We start from the raw sequence: 19,136 nt of genomic DNA, 5'->3' as shown, positions 1-19,136 counted from the left end.
AACACCGGCAATTCGCGTTAACATAGTGCTTTCTCTGCGACAAAAAAAGATAGCTACCATGACCGATTTGATTACCCGCCCACGCCGTCTGCGCCGCTCGCCCGCGCTGCGTGCGATGTTCGAAGAGACAACCCTGACCTTAAACGATCTGGTGTTGCCCATCTTTGTTGAAGAAGAGATCGACGATTACAAGCCCATCAACGCCATGCCGGGCGTGATGCGTATTCCCGAGAAGCACCTGGCGCGTGAGATCGAGCGTATCGCCAACGCCGGTATCCGCTCGGTGATGACCTTCGGTATCTCGCACCACACCGACGACACCGGCAGCGATGCCTGGAACCCGAACGGCCTGGTGGCACGCATGTCCCGCATCTGCAAAGAGACGGTGCCGGAGATGGTGGTGATGTCCGACACCTGCTTCTGCGAATACACCTCCCACGGCCACTGCGGCGTGCTGTGCGACCACGGCGTCGATAACGATGCGACCCTGGCTAACCTCGGCAAGCAGGCGGTGGTTGCCGCGCAGGCCGGTGCTGATTTTATTGCTCCGTCAGCGGCAATGGATGGTCAGGTGCAGGCGATCCGTAGCGCGCTGGACGCGGCGGGCTTCACCGATACCGCTATCATGTCATACTCCACCAAGTTCGCGTCGTCTTTCTACGGCCCGTTCCGTGAAGCAGCGGGCACCGCGCTGAAAGGCGATCGCAAAACATACCAGATGAACCCGATGAACCGCCGGGAAGCGATCCGTGAATCGCTGCTCGACGCGGCGCAGGGTGCGGACTGCCTGATGGTAAAACCGGCCGGTGCCTATCTCGATATCCTGCGCGATATTCGCGAGCGCACCGAGCTGCCGCTGGGCGCGTATCAGGTGAGCGGCGAGTACGCGATGATCAAATTCGCCGCCCAGGCGGGTGCTATCGATGAGCACAACGTGACGCTGGAAAGCCTCGGCGCCATCAAGCGTGCCGGTGCGGATCTGATCTTCACCTACTTCGCCCTCGATCTGGCGGAGAAAAAAATCCTGTCATAACCGACGGCGATGCCCCCGGAGGCGGCGCTGCCCGCCTCCGTTTCACTTCTGTGTCAGCATCTTTTCCCGCGTATTTCCTCCCGGTCATAATGTGACCTGTTCGTCATTTCTCTGACATGTCACCGTCATCTTGCGGCGCTACTGTCTCGCTCAGGTAGCAGGAGGAATGACTGTGTTTAGCATCGATACCGTTCTGGATGACCTCTGGCCGCAGGCGCAACCCGCGCCCTGGCAAAAGGGTTTGCTTAAACGTCTGCTGTGCGAGGAAGAGTTTCAGCAGTTCGCCGCCCGTCACCGCCACCTGAAAGGACTCGATATGGTGGAACAGGTGCTTGACCATTTACAGCTGCGCTGCGATATCACGTCGCGCGATCTGGAGCAGATCCCGGAACAGGGGCCGCTGGTGATTGTTGCCAACCACCCGACCGGTACCGCCGACGGCCTGGCGTTGCTCTATGCCGTCTCGCGCGTCAGGCGTGACGTTAAAGTCGTCGCCAACCGCATGCTCACCCACCTTCAGCCCCTCTCCTCTCTGTTTATCCCCGTTGACAATCTCGGCAGTAAAACCCGCAAAACCTCACTGATGCAGATGGAAAATCAGCTTCAGCAGGGCGGCGTGCTGATTTTCTTCCCGGCGGGGGAAGTGTCGCGCATCACGCGCAAGGGGCTGCGCGATAAGCCGTGGAACCACGGTTTTATCAAGCTGGCGAGTAAATATCAGGCCACTATCCTGCCGATGGCGATCCGCGGGCGCAACAGCCCGCTGTTTTACCTCAGCAGCATGGTGTCGCCGATGCTGGCGATGCTGCTGCTGATCAAGCAGATGTTCCGCCTGCGCGGCAGCGTGCTGCCGGTGAAAGTGGGCGAACGCATCAGCTTTGCCCACTGGCACAGCCCGAATATCCCCTCCCGGGAGCTGGCGCAGACGTTTCGTAAACACGTGATCCGCATCGGCAAAGGGCTGCCCGGCTGCTTCAAAACCGAATGCGGCATTGCCCGGGCGGAAGATCGCGCCACCCTGAAACGCGAACTGGCGCAGGCGGAGTGCCTGGGCCGCGCACCGGACGGCAAGCTGATTTACCTGTGGCGGCGCGACGGCCAGGAAGAAGCCCCGCTGCTGCGCGAACTTGGGCGGCTGCGCGAGATTGCGTTTCGCGCCGTCGGCGAAGGCAGCGGCAAGCGCCGGGATACCGACAGCTACGACGACGATTACTGGCATCTGATCCTGTGGGATGAAGAAGCGCTGGAGATCGTCGGTGCCTACCGCTTCATTCCCACCGCCGAACAGCTGAAGCGGCGCGGGGTTGAGGGCTTATACAGCCACAGCCTGTTCCACTACGATGAGAAGATGGCGGATATTCTGGAGCAGGGCATTGAGCTGGGACGCAGCTTTATTCAGCCGCGCTACTGGGGACGTCGCGGGCTGGACTACCTCTGGAGCGGGATCGGCGCGTATCTGGCGCGCTATCCGCAGTATCGTTACCTGTTCGGACCGGTGTCGATTTCCGGCGGCCTGCCCGCACCGGCACGGGATCTGCTGGTGGCGTTTTACCGTCTCTGGTTCCCCGCCGGGCATCCGCTGGCCGCTTCGCGCAGGCCGTACCCGGCAACGCTGCCGGACGTGCTGGCGCAGTTCAGCGGCACCGATTACACCGAGGATCTGACGCGCCTGAAATCGCTGCTCGGCAACCTGGGGTGCGGCATTCCGCCGCTCTATAAGCAGTATTCCGAGCTGTGCGAGCCGGGTGGCGTGCAGTTTATCGACTTCGGCAGCGATCCGAACTTCAACAACTGCGTGGATGGCCTGGTGCTGGTGGATCTCACCCGCATTAAACCCGCCCGCTACCAGCGCTATATCGGAGCGCATGCCCCGGAGGGCAACGTCTGAAGGGTGGGTGCGCTGCGCTTACCTACCCTACGCAGGAGCCTCGCCCCAGGGCGGGGACGCGTAGCGCACCCGCCGCCTGATGATCACCCGCGGTAAAAGGGCGTATCGCCGAGGATGGTGGCACGATGCATAATCCGCCGCTGCGGCAGATAGTCGGCGTTGGCATAGTGCTGCGTGACGCGATTATCCCAGATCGCCACGTCATTCTCCTGCCAGCGCCAGCGCACCTGAAACTCCGGTTTGGTAATGTGCGCGAACAGGAACCCCAACAGCGCATCGCTCTCCTTCTGCGTGACATCAACAATGCGCGTCGTGAAGCCCTCGTTCACGAACAGCGCCTGGCGTCCGCTGACCGGATGGGTACGCACCACCGGATGCAGCAGCGGCGGGTTTTTCTCCACCGCCAGCAGCCAGCGCTGGTGCTCATCCTCACAGGCCTGGTGCTTCCACTCCGGGAAGGACTTCCGGAAGTCGTGCTCGGCCTGTAACCCGCTCAGCAGGCGCTGGACCGGTGCAGAGAGCGCCTCGAAGGCGGCAATTCCGCTGGTCCAGAGCGTATCGCCACCGGTCTCCGGGAGCTGCTTCGCCGCCAGAATCGCCCCGGCGGGCGGGGTCCTGATAAACGTCACGTCGGTGTGCCAGTTATCGTTATCCGGCGGATTATCATTGTGGGTATCCAGCACGATAATCTCCTCCACGCCCTCAGCATGCGGATACACCGGATGGATATGCAGATCGCCGAAGCGCAGCGCCAGCCCACGCTGCTGCTGCGGGGTCAGCGCCTGCTCACGCAGAAACAGCACCTGATGGCGCAGCAGCGCGTGATAGAGCTGCTCAAACTGGTTATCGCTCAGCGGCTTCGTCAGATCGAGACCGGAGACCTGCGCGCCAATATACGGCCCCAGCGCGGTAATCGAGATACGTTCACTCATTGCACTTCTCCATGCCAGGGCGTCAGGCGACGCGTCAGCGCGCGCAGGCCCAGTTCTAAAATAAAGGCGATAACCGCGATGACGCCGATACCAGCCAGCACCACGTCCGTTGCCAGAAATTCACCGGCCGACTGCACCATAAACCCCAGCCCGCGCGTGGCGGCGATAAGTTCGGCGGCCACCAGCGTGGACCAGCCCACGCCCAGCCCGATACGCAGCCCGGTGAGGATCTCCGGCAGCGCGCCGGGCAAAATGACATACCACAGCAGCTGTCGCCTCGACGCCCCCAGCGCCTGGGCAGCGCGGATACGCACCTGTTGTGCACTCCTGACGCCAGCCAGGGCGGACATCGCTACCGGCGCGAAAATCGCCAGCCAGATAAGCAGCACTTTGGAGGTTTCGCCGATGCCAAACCAGATCACCATCAGCGGCAGATAAGCCAGCGGCGGCACCGGGCGGTACAGCTCAATCAGCGGGTCGAGCATGCCGCGCACCGTCGGGCTAAGCCCCATGGCGATGCCAACCGGCACGCCAGTCAGCACCGCAGCAACCAGCGCCAGCCCAATACGGCCGAGGCTCGCCGCCAGATGCTGCCACAGCGTGGCATCCATAAAGCCTTCCGGACCGGCAATGGTTACCAGCTTCGCCAGCACCTGGCCCGGCGGCGGCAGAAACAGCGGGCTGACCCACTGTTGCGCTGCAACCATCCACCACACCAGCAGCAGTACCAGCAGCGTGGCGATGCTTAGCGTCAGCTGGCGCGACAGCGGCCAGCGCAGCGCGGGGCGGTGCTGGGGTTTATCCGTTGTCAGTACGCTCATGAAAACGCCTCCCGTTCCTCGAATACCCGGCTCAGGACGTACTCGCGCCGGGCAATAAACTCCGGATCGGATTTGATGCTGCGGCACGGCTCACCGCTGGCGAAACGCCGACCGAAATCCAGCCGCAGACGCTCGGTGATCCGTCCCGGCCCCGGCGAGAGCAGCACCAGCTCGGTAGCAAGAAATACCGCTTCTTCGATATCGTGGGTGATCAGCAGCACCTGTTTGCCGCTCGCCTTCCAGAGCGTCAGCAGCAGGGTTTGCATCTGCTCGCGGGTGAAGGCATCGAGTGCGCCGAAGGGCTCGTCCAGCAACAGCAGTTGCGGGTCCGCTGCCAGCGCACGGGCTATACCGACGCGCTGGCGCTGGCCGCCGGAGAGCTGCCAGATAAAGCGCTTTTCAGCGCCTTCCAGCCCGACGTTGCGCAGCATCTGCCGGGCGATCTCCCGGCGCGCAGGTTTATCCATGCCGGCAAGCTGTAGCCCCAGCGCCACGTTATCCTCCACGGTACGCCACGGCAGCAGGCCTTCATTCTGAAATACCACCCCGCGCTCAGCGCCAGGCCCGGTCACCGGCCTGCCGTTAAGCACGATCGATCCGCTGCGGGCAGGCAGAAATCCGGCCACCAGGTTGAGCAGCGTGGTTTTGCCGCAGCCCGACGGGCCAAGCACCACCAGTAGCTCGCCGCTGTCGAGGGTCAGATTGATGTCGGACAGGGCAGGCTTACCCGCGTAGTCCGCGCTGAGATGAGTGATAGTCAGCATCTGGCCTCCGGTTAGTGCGCGAGGGGTTTGATAAACCGGTCCGTCACGAAGGCGCGGTAATCGTCCTGAACCGCGGGCACCCTGCCCTGCTCCTTCAGGAATTTCGCGGTATCGACAATGGCGGTATTCACCGGGCCGGAAAGCTGCTCAACCTGCTGCCCTGGCGTGAGGTAGGTATTGCCTTTCACCAGCGCCGGAACATCGCTCTGCGGTACGCCGCTCAGCCGCGACAGTTTTTCCAGATTCTGCGGCTGCTTCAGCCACGCATCCGGGTCAGCAAGATAACCCTGCTGCGCCTGCAACGCGCTGCGGGCGAAGGCGGTTACCACCTCAGGATGCTGCGCAGCAAAATCCTTGCGTACCACCCAGACGTCGAGCGTTGGCGAGCCCCATTCCCCCACTTGCGCCGAGTCCGTCAGCACCGTGCCGGTTTTCGCCAGCGCGTTTACCACCGGTGCCCAGACGTAGGCGCCGTCGATATCGCCGCGCTGCCAGGCGGCAATGATGGCCGGAGGCTGAAGATTAAGGATCTGCACCTGACCGGGCGTAATGCCCCAGTGCTTGAGCGCGGCCAGCAGGCTGTAATGGGTGGTGGAGGTAAAGGGCACGGCGATGCGCTTGCCGATCAGATCTTGCGGCTTCGTGATGGTTTTTTTCACCACCAGCGCTTCGGAGTTGCCGAGCTGCGAGGCAAGTAAAAAGACTTCAATCGGCACCTGCTGACTGGCGGCAACCGCCAGCGGACTGGAGCCGATATTGCCGATCTGCACATCGCCGGACGCCAGGGCGCGCACCACGCTGGCCCCGCTGTCAAACTTACGCCAGTCAACCTTTGCTCCGCTCGCCTTTTCAAAGGTGCTGTCGGCCTGAGCTACTTTTGCCGGCTCGGCGGATGTCTGGTATGCCACGGTCACATCCACTGCCTGCGCCTGAAAAGCCAGCGCCGCCAGTATTGCCACTACGCCTGATTGTATTGCCGTCATATTATTGTTCTCCGCAACAGGTGATGGCGGCAGTATTTCCGGCGCGCGGAATTTGATAAAGGAATTAAAAATTATTTTTAATGCAGATTAGTGCTTAGATAAAAAGCGCAAATAGATAGTTGCCGGGCAGGAAAGTTAACAGGTTATTCCCGCCTCGCTTTTATTATTAAGGCGGGTATAAGTTTGCTACGCGCTCAGGGGCAACGAGGGATCTGGCGTAAAGGCTGCGAGGTCACGCTCTGACAGCAGCGGGGTTTTCATCAGTAAAGCCACGCTCAGGGCATCGGTAAAATCGGGCAAAATCGTCAGGTTATTCATCAGCGCCACGCGGCGGGAAATAATACCGATGCTGTTGCTGCTTTTAATCATGGCGACGCTGATATGTTCGCTGCCGGAATAGTGGACCGGGAGTTTACCGTAACCGTTTTTATATCGGCTGACGAAACGTTCGAAGCAGTCGGAATACGCACATTCCGGCATCGGTTTAATTAATACGGTATCGTTATTAACCGGCATACCCGCCGAGGCGGCGACCACCTCGATATTCAGTCCAGGCAGGTTGACCGCATATAACCCGGTGGGCAGTCGATCGCCAATAATAACGCCGATATCCGCTTCGTCGCGTGCCAGTTTCGCCAGGTTCTCGGGTGATTCTGAGGTGCTGAATATCAAAGGCCAGGCGCTTAGCCTGGCGCGCAGAAAGGCCATCAGCGCCTGATTCACCGCATCGGGAAAGGTATTATTCAGCGCAATATGCAGCGCGGGCGCGCCGCGTTGACGCAGATGCGCAGCCCGATGCTGTAATTCCGCCGACGACTTCACGACGTCGGTGATCCAGGGAAGAATATCCCGCCCTTCATCGGTGAGGGTAACGCCTTTATTGGTGCGTTCGAACAGCCGAAAGCCCAGCTGCTGTTCCAGTTTATTAAGCTGGGCGGCCAGCGCCTGCACGGTAACACAGGCTTCCTGCGCTGCGGCGCTCAAAGAGCCAAGCTGCGCGGTTTTTAAAAAATTCTTCAGTATCTTACTGTCCATACCGATCTCCCCTTGCCGACCCACACTTATAGCAGCCGCTCTGATGCTTATCAATTCCGTTGCGCAGCCTGAAACAACGCTTCAGGCACCTCAAAAAAGAGTGCATTTCGCTTTTTTTCCGGCCTGTTAACGTGGTGCCTGTAGCACATTACCCTTCCCATTTATCAACCATGAGGTAGAGCACATGTCCCAAAGTGAACAGCTGGCGTATTACCAGCAAAAACTGGCATTTGAGATGGACCCGGCGGATTTGTGGCTGGCGCTGCAGGCGGAGGAAAACATCGTGGTGGTGGACGGGCGCAACCGCGCGGCGTTTGAGCGCGAGCATATTCCCGGCGCGCTCAGCCTGCCGCACCGGGCGCTATGCATCGATACCACGCAGCAACTCGACCCGTCAAAGGTGTATATCTGCTACTGCGACGGCATCGGCTGTAACGCCTCCACCCAAACTGCGCTCAAGCTGCTGACGCTGGGTTTCCAGGTAAAAGAGCTTATCGGTGGGCTGGACTGGTGGAAACGCGACGGCTACGCCACCGAGGGCCATCAGGGCCGCGACGGCACGCCGGTGAGCTGCGGGTGCTGAAGAAAAAAGCGCACCTCCCTGTGCGCAAGGGCATGCCGTGGCTACACGGCCAGGGTTTTTAATAAGGTAAAGGCATCCTTCATGCGCGCTTCGCTGACCACGAAACCGCGCAGGGTGCCGCTTTCATCCACGCCTTTCGCCAGCATGCCGTCGGCATTAAGGGCGATCTCCCAGTTCAGATCGCTGCGCTGGGTTTCCCCCGCCAGATGCAGCGGCAAATCCGGGGTTTTCACCTTGATCAGCATCGCCGGCAGCCGCAGCGGAGTCTGGACGTGCAACAGATTCTTCGCCAGCACCATCGCGCTAAGCTGAATCGGCTGCAGGAACGGCAGCAGCCGCCCGTCGATCTCCGCGCAGTCACCAATGGCAAAGATATCCGGATGACTGGTTTGCAGGAAATTATCGACCTGCACGCCGCGGGCGACGTTCACCCCGGCACGACGTGCCAGCGCCGTCTCCGGCCGCAGCCCTGTGGCAGCAATGACGACATCAGCGGCGATCGTGCGGCTATCCGCCAGCGTCGCCGTGATGCCATCGGCGTTCCGGATCAGTCCGGCCAGCTGCGCCTTGAGCACCAGATGCACCCCCATGTCGGTAAGCCGATGCTGTAAGCGGCTGCTGACTTCCGGCGGCATCAGCGCGGCCAGAATGCTGGCACGGTTATCCAGCAGCGTGACGGCTTTCCCGGCACGGCAAAAGTCCATCGCCAGTTCAGTACCAATCAACCCACCACCGACAATCAGCACGCGCTGCGCATCACGCAGCGTCGTCTGACTGGCGCGGTACTCCAGCTGGCTGTTGAGCGTCAGCATCAGCTCATGCCCCGCTACCGGCGGCACCAGCGCGCTGGCCCCGGCCGCCAGCACCAGTTTGTCGTAGCGCCACTCGCGATCGCGGCATTTAACGACGTGGGCCTCGGCGTCGATGTCCGTCACCCAGGTATGGGGAAACAGCTGCAGGTTGTACTGTTCGGCAAACTCCCCCGCCGTCTGGCGGGTAAGGTCGTCAGCGCTTTGCCCGAGGCTGATAACGTGGCTGAGATCCGGTTTGTTGTACTCGTCGATGCTGTCGGCGGCGATAAGCGTCAGCGGAACGTACGCGTCCTGTTTACGGATATTTTTCACCAGCTGGCGGGCAGCGAAGCCCGAGCCGATGATCACAATGCCGTGGTTCATTTTGCCTCCGTCGCCAGTTCGTCGAACACGTCTTTCCCGAGTGAACATTCGGGGCAGAGGAAATTATCCGGAACGTCGCTCCACGGCGTACCCGGTGCGACATCCTGCAGCGGCTCGCCTTTCATCGGGTCGTAGATCCACTGGCAGACGCTGCACTGCATGCAGGGGCCGAGATCGGCGGCTTCTGCCTGGGCCGCGGGCGCGTCGGCCGGAGGAGTGACCGGGCTGATGTTGCTGACCGGCAGTGGAGCAAGCGCCCACTGGCGAGCAATCTCACGCCCGTGCTGGCGGCAGACTTCCAGCGCGTCGCTGTCCGGGCGCCATTTGGCTTTCAGGCTCAGGGACATTTCAAAACCGGCGTCCTGCAAACGGGTGGAGAGTCTGTCCACCGCCCCGCCGCTCCAGCCGTGGGAGCCGAAGGCGCTGGCGCGTTTATTACGAAAACGCAGACCCGTCATCTCCTCAACCAGGCCGGCAATTTTCGGCATCATCACGTTATTCATGGTGGAGGTGCCCACCAGCACGCCTTTGGAGCGGAAGACGTTGGTCAGGATCTCGTTCTTGTCGCTGCGTGCGACGTTGAAGATTTTCACCGCTACGTGCGGGTCCACTTCATTGATCCCCTGGGCGATGGCGTCGGCCATCATGCGCGTATTGTTGGACATGGTGTCGTAGAAGATAGTGATGCGATCTTCCTGATAGTCCGCCGCCCATTTCAGATACAGTTCGACGATCTGCGTCGGGTTGTCGCGCCATACCACGCCGTGCGAAGTGGCGATCATGTCCACCGGCAGATTGAAGCCGAGGATCTCGGTAATTTTCGGCGTTACGAGGCGGCTGAACGGCGTCAGGATATTGGCGTAGTAGCGCTGGCACTGCTCGAACAGTTCAGCCTGATCCACTTCATCATTAAACAGGCGTTCATCGCAGTAGTGCTGGCCGAAGGCATCGTTGCTGAACAGCACCGCATCGCCGGTGAGATAAGTCATCATGCTGTCCGGCCAGTGCAGCATCGGGGTTTCCACGAAGATCAGCTGCTTGCCGTTGCCGATATCCAGCGTGTCGCCGGTTTTCACCACGTTGAAGTTCCACTCCGGGTGGTGGTGATGCCCGGTGATGGAGTCGATCGCGTTCGCGGTGCAGTAGATCGGCGTATCCGGGATGCAGGCCATCAGCTCGGTTAACGCCCCGGCGTGATCCTCTTCGGCGTGGTTGATCACGATGTAATCGATCGCCGCGAGGTCGATCTCGCCGCGCAGGTTCTGCACGAATTCACGGCTGAACTTATGATCGACCGTGTCGATCAGTACGTTTTTCCCTTCGCGGATCAGGTAGCTGTTGTAGCTGCTGCCCTTAAGGGTTTTGTATTCGGTGCCGTGAAAGTCACGTACTTCCCAGTCGCGCTGCCCGACCCAGTGAATATTGTTTTTTACATGAATAGCCATGATGTACCTCTGTAACGAAATTATTGTCAAAAGATACAGAGCTATTATCAGGATCCGTGCCAGTTTTTAATTAATTGATTTATTTATGAATTTATTGCCAATGCTTTTTTCACATTGTCTAAATGACTATGAAAAACAGTGTCAATATGACATCATAAATTGTCAAATTGACTATGAGGTGACTATGCGTTTCTCAGTGAATGCCCTGGCTACGATCGCGCTCGAACTGCAAAGCGGTATTGGTCATCAGGATCGCTTCCAGCGGCTTATTACCACGCTGCGCCAGGTGTTGGGATGCGATGCCTCCGCCCTGCTGCGTTATGAGGCGCGGCAGTTTATTCCGCTGGCGATCGACGGCCTGGCGCAGGACGTGCTGGGCCGCCGGTTTACGCTGGAGGGCCATCCGCGGCTGGAGGCCATCGCCCGCGCCGGGGACGTGGTGCGCTTCCCGGCGGACAGCGATCTGCCCGATCCCTACGACGGGCTGATCCCCGGCCATGAAAACTTTCACGTTCATGCCTGCGTCGGCCTGCCGCTGTTCGCCGGGCAAAACCTGATTGGTGCCCTGACGCTGGACGGCATGTCACCCGATCAGTTTGACGCCTTCAGCGACGAGGCGCTGCGGCTGATTGCCGCCCTGGCGGCGGGCGCGCTGAATAACGCGCTGCTGATCGAAAAGCTCGAGAGCCAGAACCTGATGCCGCGTGCGCCCGGTGCTTTTGAACCTCAGCCCGGTTCACAGATGATTGGCCTTTCGCCCGGCATGACGCAGCTGAAAAAGGAGATCGACATCGTTGCCGCCTCCGACCTCAATGTGCTGATCGACGGCGAAACCGGCACCGGCAAAGAGCTGGTGGCAAAAGCACTTCATGAAGGCTCCCCGCGCGCGGTAAATTCGCTGGTGTATCTCAACTGCGCGGCCCTGCCGGAGAGCGTGGCGGAGAGCGAGCTGTTCGGTCACGTTAAGGGCGCCTTTACCGGGGCCATCAGCAACCGCAGCGGCAAGTTCGAGATGGCCGACAACGGGACGCTGTTTCTTGATGAGATCGGCGAGCTGTCGCTGGCGCTGCAGGCCAAGCTGCTGCGCGTATTGCAGTATGGCGATATTCAGCGCGTTGGCGATGACCGCAGCATCCGCGTTGACGTGCGGGTGCTGGCCGCTACCAACCGCGACCTGCGTGAGGAGGTGCTCGCCGGACGTTTTCGCGCCGACCTGTTCCACCGCCTCAGCGTTTTCCCGCTCTCGGTCCCGCCGCTGCGTGAACGCGGCGACGACGTGATCCTGCTGGCCGGCTACTTCTGCGAGCAGAGCCGGCTGCGTCTCGGGCTGTCGCGCGTGGTGCTCAACCCTGCCGCGCGGGCTGCGCTGCTTGCTTACCCGTGGCCGGGCAACGTGCGCGAGCTGGAACATGCCATCTACCGCGCCGTGGTATTAGCCCGCGCGGCCGTGGCCGGGGATGACGTGGTACTCACACCGGAGCATTTCAGCTTTGCTGACCAGCCGCCAGCATCTGCTGCCGCCGTTACGGCAGCGCCCGGCACGGCGGCGGTAAAACCGCTGCGCGAAGCCACGGAGGATTTTCAGCGCAGTCAGATTGCCGCCGCGCTAGCCGCGCATCAGCAAAACTGGGCCGCAAGCGCCCGGGCGCTGGGCATGGACGTCGCCAATTTACACCGCCTCGCAAAACGCCTGGGGATGAAGGCGTAGCCCTCTGCTGTGCGGGCCGGGCCCTGAACCAGGCCTTACCTTAAAATGAACCAGCATTTCATTTTATGTGACCCTCTTAACGACACGCGCCAGCAGGTTGCCGTTACTCTTGCCTCAGGTTTGTTTCCGTTTGTTTACCATTTCCTGAGGAGCACATGATGAAACGCGTTGCGGTACTGCTGGCACCGGGCTTCGAAGAGGGTGAAGCCATCGTCACCATTGATATTTTGCGTCGGCTTAACATCAATGTTGAGACGCTCTCCTGCGTAGCAACCCGCGCGGTTGAGAGCTATCACGCTATTCCGCTGGTAGCCGATACCACGCTGAAGGTGGCATTCGACAATACCTATGACGCCGTGGTGCTGCCCGGTGGCCCGGACGGCAGCGTGTTCCTGGCGCAAAGCCCGGAGGTGATCGCTTTTGTGCGCCGCCATGATGAGCAGGGTAAACTTATCTGCCCAATCTGCTCCGCCGCCGCACGGGTGCTGGGCGGCAACGGGCTGCTGAAAGGACGACGCTACGTCTGCTCAGGTGATCTGTGGCAGAACGTTACCGACGGGCAATACGTCGACCAGAGCGTGGTTGAGGACGGCAACCTGATCAGCGGCAAGGGTCTGGGACGGGTGTTTGACTTCGCCTTTACCGTCGCCAGCCGCCTGCTGGGTGACAGCTTCCCGGCTGAAGATCACGCCGAGCATATCTATTACCCCTGGCTGGACCCGACGAAAAACCGCTGATACTTCTGATGACGTGCCGCAGCAGCGGTGCGTCCGCCTGGCTACCGTTCAAATCCCCGGCTCTACAATACCGCCCCCGCGATCGCGATAGCCTTCTGCGGTGCGCGTGAAGGATGGCGTGCGCAACACCTCCCCCAGATGATGCAGCAGATCGAACGTCAGCCCTGTCAGCCCCTGCTGATCCACCGGCGGCAGTATGCCGGTTAACAGCACCCGCACCAGATGCTGGCAGTAATTAGTCAGCATCAGGGCATCGCTACCGATGCAGAAGGGTTCTTCGATCGGCAGCGACGTGGCGCTAAGCTGCTCAAGGCGGTGCGCGGGCACCGGTGCCAGCAGCACGGCGTGCAGCCGCTCAAGGGTGGCGCTAAGTTTGCCGAGCAGCGCCAGACGTGCCACCGGGTTACTGCATTCGATAAGTTCGCACACCAGCATTTCAGATAGCGCAGCCAGTTCAATAAAGTCCATTTCTTTCGTCACGGCGATCCCCAGAATAGCCTGTTTTGAAAAACCAGAACCCGGGTCGTATTTTCCACCAACGGCGTTCAGATATTTCGAAGCGCTACGCAATTCCGGCGGGGCGCGGGTGATGGCCGGGTTTTGCCCTGTGTTAACATCTTCTATAGCCATAGCGTTGCTCCCACGTGATGGTCAGAGGCCCGGCCGTGTATCCGCATCGCCGGGTTTCGCTTATCCAGGAGATATTTACTGGATAAAAACACAGTATAGAGAAACGGGGACAGTGACCAGCCAGCAAGGAAATAAATACGAAGCGACTCGGGAGAAAAGTGGCTGAAGAATGCACGTTGCAGAAAAACTGGAAAGCAGATCGAAAAAACGCTGCGCGATCCCATCGTCACCCTTTTCATTGCCAGCCCGACGGCGCCCGGTTTTTCCTGCCGTTATGCCCCGTGTATATCAGAATTGTATGCAGTCATCGGTCCGCCATGCGGACACGCAAAGTCGTAACGCCAAACTCGCGCCTTGCTGGCGCGATAAAAACGTCAGCGCCCGACGGCCTGCTGGTACCGTCGGGCGCTGAGCGACAACACTTACTGCGCCGCGCTAACCCGCCAGATAGTATTCCCGGCATCATCAGCAATCAGCACCCCGCCCTGCTGGTCCATCGCCAGCCCTACCGGCAGGCCGCGTACCTGCTTCTGATCTTCAGTCAAAAAGCCCGTCACTACCGGCTGCGGCAGTCCGACCGGCTGACCGTTTTCAAACTTCACCCACATCACCTGGTAGCCATTGAGCGGCGAGCGGTTCCAGCTGCCGTGTTCGCTGACGAACGCCCCGCCCTGATACTGCGGCATGTTGGTCGCGGTATAGAACAGCAGCCCCAGCGGCGCAACATGCGAGCTAATAGCGTAGTCCGGTTTGATGGCCTTCTCGACCAGATCCGGGCGTGGCGGCTTCGCGCGCTCATCCACGTGCTGACCGAAATAGCTGTAGGGCCAGCCGTAAAAACCGTTCTCCTGCACCGACGTCATGTAGTCCGGCACCAGGTCTGAACCAATCTCGTCGCGTTCGTTAACAATAGCCCAGAGTTTGCCACTCTGCGGTTCCCACTGCAGCCCGGTGGGGTTGCGAAGCCCGCTGGCAAAGATACGGCTGGCGCCGCTGGCAGCGTCCACTTCCAGCACGGCGGCGCGACGGTACTCCGCACCGATGCCGTTTTCGCCTACGTTACTGTTGGACCCTACGCCAACGTAGAGCTTGCTGCCGTCCGGGCTGGCCAGCAGTGCTTTGGTCCAGTGGTGATTGATCGGTCCGCCCGGCAGTTCGGTGACCACTTCCCCCGGCGCGCTGATTGTCGTTTGCCCCTCTTCATAAGGGAACTTCATCAGGCTGTCGGCATTCGCCACCCACAGCGTATTGCCGGTGAGCTGAATACCAAACGGAGCATTGAGGTTTTCGATAAAGGTGTGCTTTTCCCACGTGCCGTTGACGTTGCGCAGCAGCGTGATGCGGTTACCGCCCGGCCCGCCTTTGCCAGAGGCCTTCTGCACCACGCCCATGATCAACTGTTTCGGGCGTGTAACCGGCTTCGGCCCGCCGTTAGACTCGGCCACCAGTACATCGTTATTAGGCAGGACGTATACCTGGCGCGGATGCATCAGGCCGTCGGCGATTTTCTCAATCTTGAGCCCCTCGGCCACCGTCGGCATCTCGCCCTCTTTCCAGGCGACGCCTTCAGGCACCTGCATCGGCGGCAGCAGGAAGTTTTGCGAGTCCGGCAGCTCCGGGTTCGGCCCCATCTGCTTTTGCGGATCGAGGGTCGCGCCGTCGTCGCAGCCACTCAGCACGGCCGCCAGGGCGGCAGCAAGCAATGCACGTTGATAAGTTTTCATCGGGCTTCTCCTTAAGCGATGCGTTGACGTAACGCGAACTGAACATTGCCAAGCAGCAGCAGGATTACTACCAGCGTGGAGAGGATCGCCCCGGTCGGTACTACGGCCCAGGCGTCGCGGCTGTGAACAAAAGCATTAATGATAGCCAGCAGGATCGCCACAAGGTTGAGCCAGAAATGCACTTTTATCGCCGAGGTCTGCGGGTAGCGCTGCCCGACCCACACCTGCACCAGGTTAATGAGGCGCGGGATGATGGCGATAATCAGGCCGATGGCGATAAGCCAGCTCGCGGCGTGGGTCCACATCAGCTCGTAGGTTTTGATATAGAGAATGTCGAAGATCCAGGCGGCGACGAAGAAGCCGAGGGGAATGGGATTGAAGAGCTCATACAGCGTCACGGCAAGCGCCGAGCGTCCAGCGGGGTAGTGGATGTGCATTTCCGTCTCCTGAAGTCATCCAAAATTAGCGGCGACCAGCCAGGCGTGCGCCAGTCATGAGCATGCCTGTAAAAGATTAGTAAATATGAGGAATTGTGACGGAATAATATGAAAGGGATATGGATTTAGTGACTGAAACGAACGGAACGCGATGACCGCGGCTCGCGTGACGCAAGCCGCGTAACGGGCGGGAGTTTACTCGTCGAAGAACCAATATCCCTGATTTACCAGTTCGGTTAACTGGCTCATAAACGCCGGGTTGTTGAGCGCGTCGCCCAGCTCGTTTTTACCGATGACGGTATAACGGCTCAGCGCGTCTGCGCCACTGCTGTCGACAGCATCAAAAGGTTCGCTGTTGATGAATATGCTACCGTTAACGCTCAGCACCCGCAGACCGTTGAGCCGCACCAGCCGCTCGCCGTCCTGCAGCGCCTCCTGGATCTCCTGCGGCTGATACGGCGGCTCTGCCGGGGCGACATCCAGCTCGTGACGCGGCGTGGTAATGAAGCGGCCAAACCACGCGCGGAAATCCTCCGGCTGCTTCAGCATCGTCATCATCATCTCGCGCAGGCGATCCATTTCATACTCTTCGATCCGTCCCGGATGATCGCGCAGAGTAAGATCCGGATCGCTGTAGTGCTCGCCGCCCAGATCGTTTTCCAGCGCGTAGTCCGCGAAGCTGCTGATCAGATCCCGTCCGTTCGGGCCGCGGAACCCCACCGAGTAGTTGAGCGCGGTTTCGTGGGTAAAGCCGTCGTGCGGGAACCCTGGCGGTATATAAAGGATGTCGCCCGGTTCCAGATCTTCATCAATGATGGGCGTAAACGGATCGACGTGCAGCAGCGCCGGATGCGGGCAGAACTGACGCATCGGCAGCTTATCTCCGACACGCCAGCGGCGACTGCCCATGCCCTGAATAATGAACACGTCGTACTGGTCAATGTGCGGCCCCACGCCACCGCCCGGCACCGAGAAGGAGATCATCAGGTCGTCGAGCCGCCAGTCCGGCAAGGCGCGGAACGGACGCACCAGCTCCGCCGACGGCGCGTGCCAGTGGTTTACCGCCTGCGCCAGCAGCGACCAGCCGGTGTCACCCAGGCCATCAAAATGTTCGAACGGGCCGTTGCTGGCCTGCCACTGGCCGTTGTGATGGCTGACGAGGCGGCTGTCCACTTCCGGCTCCATCGCCAGCCCGGCCAGTTCATCAGGGGTAATGGGGTCGACGAAATCAGGAAATGCGTTTTTCAGTACCACCGGCTGTTTTTGCCAGTATTTTTCCAGAAATTCAGGCCAGTCGAGCGTGAGTTGATATGCCATGGGTTGCCACCAGTGAGAGGTAAGAGGCGCTGATTATAGGGAGGGGACGGGGTGCGGGTTTTGCTGTGGGTCAAGGGTGCGTCACAGCAAAACCCGAGGGTTACCCGCAGACAAAGCGAGGGTCCCTCAACCAACGACCGTGCGCCTCCTGACAAAGCCTGGCAGCCTCGGGTAATTGCTGAGCCCGCGCAATGGTCAGCAGGCTGGCATAGACAGCGGGATCGTTATGCGTCTGGATATACCGCAGCCCCCAGCGGCGAAATGCGGCCAGCTGCGCCAGATCGCGGGTGTGATTGAACCGAAGCAGCAAAGCAACGTGGCGATCGAAATCAAGCCGGCTCGACTGGCTCCAGGGATTCGCCAGCGACGCCAGCACCTGGCGTTCATGATCGGCGAGTGGTTGTAGCCCCTGCTGTTCGACAAGGGTAAGTTGCTGCTGGGTTTGCAGGGCGGTAATCATAAATATTACGCTTCCCGCTGCGATAATCACAGTCAGCCAGCGCCATGCTGTACCTGTCAGGTTACGTCTTTGCACAGCAACACGTTTATACATCGGTAACCGTTTAACTCCCGGACCGCTGATTGCCAGCAGTACGATTAACGTCAGGCTATGGGTGGTCGACTGATAAAGTGGATACTCAAGGTTAATATGCACTGCCAGAGGAAGCAGGAGCCCGATACCGCAGAGCCCTGCCCCCTCCCGGCTCAACAGCCGGGTCAGAACGCCAGCTATCATCAGCAGCATCCCCACCACAGCACATATGCCGCCCTCAACCCAGGCAAAGAGCAGCTCGTTATGAGGATATTTCACCGTAGCAGCTTCCAGACCCGGCGGTATGCTTTGCGCTAGCTGACCAAATAACGCCTCAAAACCACCGTAACCGTTACCCACAACGGGGTGCTGCATGATGAGCTGCCAGGTGAGCTTCAGCATGTAGAGTCGGGAGTGCGTTGAGCTGGCTTTATCGATTACCGGTGGCACGAAACCTGGCAGGAGATACGAGCCAGCGTAAAGCCAGAGTAGCCCCATACCCGCCCCCGCAGCCACGATTACCAGCGCGATCGATGCCTGCCGCTTGCGTGCTGTGGGTAAAATCAGTGCCGCTGCCAACAATGCGCCAAGGCTTCCTGCCCGACTTTGCCGTAGCGCGAGCATGGCAGGCAACACAAACAGCGCCAGGGCAGATAACGCGCTATTCCTGCGCCGTACCGTTTGAAGAAAGAGCCACAGTGCGCACGCCATGCCCGTCGCAGGAAAGACGCCAGCAGCGGGGTGCGTATATCCCGGCAGGGTGTTCCTGCACATGGTTAGCAAAATCGGCAAACAGCGTTCCTCTCTCTGGTAAGTGGTACTGATCATCGAGATAGAGCACAATAAACACTTCCCGTTTTTGCCCTGCCAGCTGTAACCGAAGCCAGTCACGGGCTATATTGTCTGAGGAAAAAGATATGCCTGGTTGGCGCAGATATTTATCCAACAGGCTGATAGCACGGGGAATGATCCGTTGGGCATAGGGATCAATCTGGAAGTCGCGGGAAGCAGGCCCCCATGATGAGCCATAACAGTCCGCGGAAAGAGTTCCGGCTGCGATGACGCCGGGGAAAGACGGTACTCATGCTCGGGTCTCCTTAGTCGATTAGATGCATCATGGCGCTGCACTCTGGATAGTTCAACAAGAAGATAGCCATTGAAAAACATAGTTTTCGATGTCTCCAGACATACAGGGCAATTCAATTTCTTTTGATTATCATCCGCAAAGATAATCTTACCAAAATAGGTTTGAAGAACGCGCAGCATGACAAGATTAATACTAAAAATAGTTTAATATCAATAACTTATCTTTGCTCAGGACGAAACTTTAAAATCCAGAAATCTAACTTTTATATGCGTAAAATCAAGTTATGGATGTAGCACTTCGTCAGA

The 19,136-nt window shown here is 59.6% G+C and carries 17 protein-coding genes and 1 pseudogene; 5 read left to right on the top strand and 13 right to left on the bottom strand.

Annotated elements, in window-relative coordinates:
• Positions 1–58 precede the first annotated feature (58 nt).
• A complete protein-coding gene (gene hemB / locus KFZ77_RS04265) occupies positions 59–1,033 on the top strand; it encodes a porphobilinogen synthase (protein WP_031524183.1) in 975 nt (324 codons plus the stop codon).
• Positions 1,034–1,205: 172 nt separating this feature from the next.
• The gene (locus KFZ77_RS04260) at positions 1,206–2,921 is read left to right on the top strand and encodes a lysophospholipid acyltransferase family protein (RefSeq protein WP_264386146.1); all 1,716 of its coding nucleotides are present in this window, start codon (positions 1,206–1,208) and stop codon (positions 2,919–2,921) included.
• An 83-nt stretch (positions 2,922–3,004) separates the two neighbouring features.
• Here KFZ77_RS04260 and tauD read toward each other — a convergent pair whose 3' ends face one another.
• From tauD to KFZ77_RS04235, 5 genes are all read right to left on the bottom strand, one after another.
• Positions 3,005–3,853 carry a taurine dioxygenase gene (gene tauD, locus KFZ77_RS04255; RefSeq protein WP_264385526.1) on the bottom strand — a complete coding sequence of 283 codons (849 nt, stop codon included), beginning with the start codon at positions 3,851–3,853 and terminating at the stop codon, positions 3,005–3,007.
• The gene (gene tauC, locus KFZ77_RS04250; protein ID WP_264385525.1) at positions 3,850–4,674 is read right to left on the bottom strand and encodes a taurine ABC transporter permease TauC; all 825 of its coding nucleotides are present in this window, start codon (positions 4,672–4,674) and stop codon (positions 3,850–3,852) included. The genes tauD and tauC overlap by 4 nt, the downstream gene beginning before the upstream one ends.
• Complete coding sequence (tauB, locus tag KFZ77_RS04245; RefSeq protein ID WP_264385524.1) at positions 4,671–5,438, bottom strand: taurine ABC transporter ATP-binding subunit; 768 nt, start codon at positions 5,436–5,438, stop codon at positions 4,671–4,673. The genes tauC and tauB overlap by 4 nt, the downstream gene beginning before the upstream one ends.
• An 11-nt stretch (positions 5,439–5,449) precedes the next feature.
• Positions 5,450–6,421, bottom strand: coding sequence for a taurine ABC transporter substrate-binding protein (gene tauA, locus KFZ77_RS04240; RefSeq protein WP_264385523.1), 972 nt, complete (start codon positions 6,419–6,421; stop codon positions 5,450–5,452).
• Between the two features lie 186 nt (positions 6,422–6,607).
• Positions 6,608–7,456 (bottom strand): LysR family transcriptional regulator, encoded by an 849-nt coding sequence (locus KFZ77_RS04235; protein WP_264385522.1) that lies wholly within the window; start codon positions 7,454–7,456, stop codon positions 6,608–6,610.
• A gap of 184 nt (positions 7,457–7,640) precedes the next feature.
• Between KFZ77_RS04235 and KFZ77_RS04230 the strand changes: the two genes are divergently transcribed.
• Complete coding sequence (locus tag KFZ77_RS04230) at positions 7,641–8,039, top strand: rhodanese-like domain-containing protein (protein ID WP_264385521.1); 399 nt, start codon at positions 7,641–7,643, stop codon at positions 8,037–8,039.
• 41 nt (positions 8,040–8,080) lie between these two features.
• Here the strand turns inward: KFZ77_RS04230 and norW are convergent, their stop codons facing one another.
• Both norW and norV read right to left on the bottom strand, forming a co-directional pair.
• The gene (gene norW, locus KFZ77_RS04225; protein ID WP_264385520.1) at positions 8,081–9,214 is read right to left on the bottom strand and encodes an NADH:flavorubredoxin reductase NorW; all 1,134 of its coding nucleotides are present in this window, start codon (positions 9,212–9,214) and stop codon (positions 8,081–8,083) included.
• A complete protein-coding gene (gene norV, locus KFZ77_RS04220; RefSeq protein ID WP_264385519.1) occupies positions 9,211–10,659 on the bottom strand; it encodes an anaerobic nitric oxide reductase flavorubredoxin in 1,449 nt (482 codons plus the stop codon). Before norV ends, norW begins: the two co-directional genes overlap by 4 nt.
• Before the next feature lie 184 nt (positions 10,660–10,843).
• On the opposite strand from norV, the gene norR reads away from it, so the two are divergent.
• Both norR and KFZ77_RS04210 read left to right on the top strand, forming a co-directional pair.
• Complete coding sequence (gene norR, locus KFZ77_RS04215; RefSeq protein WP_264385518.1) at positions 10,844–12,367, top strand: nitric oxide reductase transcriptional regulator NorR; 1,524 nt, start codon at positions 10,844–10,846, stop codon at positions 12,365–12,367.
• 158 nt (positions 12,368–12,525) lie between these two features.
• Positions 12,526–13,104, top strand: coding sequence for a DJ-1/PfpI family protein (locus tag KFZ77_RS04210; protein WP_264386145.1), 579 nt, complete (start codon positions 12,526–12,528; stop codon positions 13,102–13,104).
• A 48-nt stretch (positions 13,105–13,152) separates the two neighbouring features.
• Here KFZ77_RS04210 and KFZ77_RS04205 read toward each other — a convergent pair whose 3' ends face one another.
• The 6 genes and pseudogenes from KFZ77_RS04205 to KFZ77_RS04180 form a co-directional block, all read right to left on the bottom strand.
• Positions 13,153–13,734, bottom strand: a complete 582-nt coding sequence (locus KFZ77_RS04205) for a hypothetical protein (protein ID WP_264385517.1) — start codon at positions 13,732–13,734, stop codon at positions 13,153–13,155.
• Between the two features lie 422 nt (positions 13,735–14,156).
• Positions 14,157–15,458 (bottom strand): PQQ-dependent sugar dehydrogenase, encoded by a 1,302-nt coding sequence (locus tag KFZ77_RS04200; RefSeq protein ID WP_264385516.1) that lies wholly within the window; start codon positions 15,456–15,458, stop codon positions 14,157–14,159.
• An 11-nt stretch (positions 15,459–15,469) separates the two neighbouring features.
• Positions 15,470–15,895: a DUF2231 domain-containing protein gene (locus KFZ77_RS04195; RefSeq protein WP_031524154.1), complete on the bottom strand. Its 426-nt coding sequence runs from the start codon at positions 15,893–15,895 to the stop codon at positions 15,470–15,472.
• A gap of 195 nt (positions 15,896–16,090) precedes the next feature.
• The gene (locus KFZ77_RS04190) at positions 16,091–17,212 is read right to left on the bottom strand and encodes a ribosomal protein uL16 3-hydroxylase (protein WP_264385515.1); all 1,122 of its coding nucleotides are present in this window, start codon (positions 17,210–17,212) and stop codon (positions 16,091–16,093) included.
• Positions 17,213–17,312: 100 nt separating this feature from the next.
• Positions 17,313–18,455, bottom strand: a complete 1,143-nt coding sequence (locus tag KFZ77_RS04185) for a PglL family O-oligosaccharyltransferase (RefSeq protein ID WP_264385514.1) — start codon at positions 18,453–18,455, stop codon at positions 17,313–17,315.
• A 46-nt stretch (positions 18,456–18,501) separates the two neighbouring features.
• A pseudogene (locus tag KFZ77_RS04180) lies at positions 18,502–18,773 on the bottom strand (hypothetical protein); the annotation flags it as partial.
• Positions 18,774–19,136: the final 363 nt, after the last annotated feature.

It is taken from the genome of Siccibacter colletis (genome assembly GCF_025914095.1).
Classification (GTDB): Bacteria; Pseudomonadota; Gammaproteobacteria; order Enterobacterales; family Enterobacteriaceae; genus Siccibacter; species Siccibacter colletis.
Note: the sequence above shows the minus strand (reverse complement) of the source record. Positions and strands in the feature narration are given on the sequence as shown.

Coding starts and splice junctions, on each gene's coding strand:
- KFZ77_RS04190 (WP_264385515.1), bottom strand. CDS start 17,212: ATGGCATATCAACTCACGCTCGACTGGCCTGAATTTCTGGAAAAATAC.
- norW (WP_264385520.1), bottom strand. CDS start 9,214: ATGAACCACGGCATTGTGATCATCGGCTCGGGCTTCGCTGCCCGCCAG.
- KFZ77_RS04200 (WP_264385516.1), bottom strand. CDS start 15,458: ATGAAAACTTATCAACGTGCATTGCTTGCTGCCGCCCTGGCGGCCGTG.
- KFZ77_RS04195 (WP_031524154.1), bottom strand. CDS start 15,895: ATGCACATCCACTACCCCGCTGGACGCTCGGCGCTTGCCGTGACGCTG.
- hemB (WP_031524183.1), top strand. CDS start 59: ATGACCGATTTGATTACCCGCCCACGCCGTCTGCGCCGCTCGCCCGCG.
- tauD (WP_264385526.1), bottom strand. CDS start 3,853: ATGAGTGAACGTATCTCGATTACCGCGCTGGGGCCGTATATTGGCGCG.
- KFZ77_RS04210 (WP_264386145.1), top strand. CDS start 12,526: ATGAAACGCGTTGCGGTACTGCTGGCACCGGGCTTCGAAGAGGGTGAA.
- norR (WP_264385518.1), top strand. CDS start 10,844: ATGCGTTTCTCAGTGAATGCCCTGGCTACGATCGCGCTCGAACTGCAA.
- KFZ77_RS04185 (WP_264385514.1), bottom strand. CDS start 18,455: ATGGCGTGCGCACTGTGGCTCTTTCTTCAAACGGTACGGCGCAGGAAT.
- tauA (WP_264385523.1), bottom strand. CDS start 6,421: ATGACGGCAATACAATCAGGCGTAGTGGCAATACTGGCGGCGCTGGCT.
- KFZ77_RS04230 (WP_264385521.1), top strand. CDS start 7,641: ATGTCCCAAAGTGAACAGCTGGCGTATTACCAGCAAAAACTGGCATTT.
- tauB (WP_264385524.1), bottom strand. CDS start 5,438: ATGCTGACTATCACTCATCTCAGCGCGGACTACGCGGGTAAGCCTGCC.
- norV (WP_264385519.1), bottom strand. CDS start 10,659: ATGGCTATTCATGTAAAAAACAATATTCACTGGGTCGGGCAGCGCGAC.
- tauC (WP_264385525.1), bottom strand. CDS start 4,674: ATGAGCGTACTGACAACGGATAAACCCCAGCACCGCCCCGCGCTGCGC.
- KFZ77_RS04235 (WP_264385522.1), bottom strand. CDS start 7,456: ATGGACAGTAAGATACTGAAGAATTTTTTAAAAACCGCGCAGCTTGGC.
- KFZ77_RS04205 (WP_264385517.1), bottom strand. CDS start 13,734: ATGGCTATAGAAGATGTTAACACAGGGCAAAACCCGGCCATCACCCGC.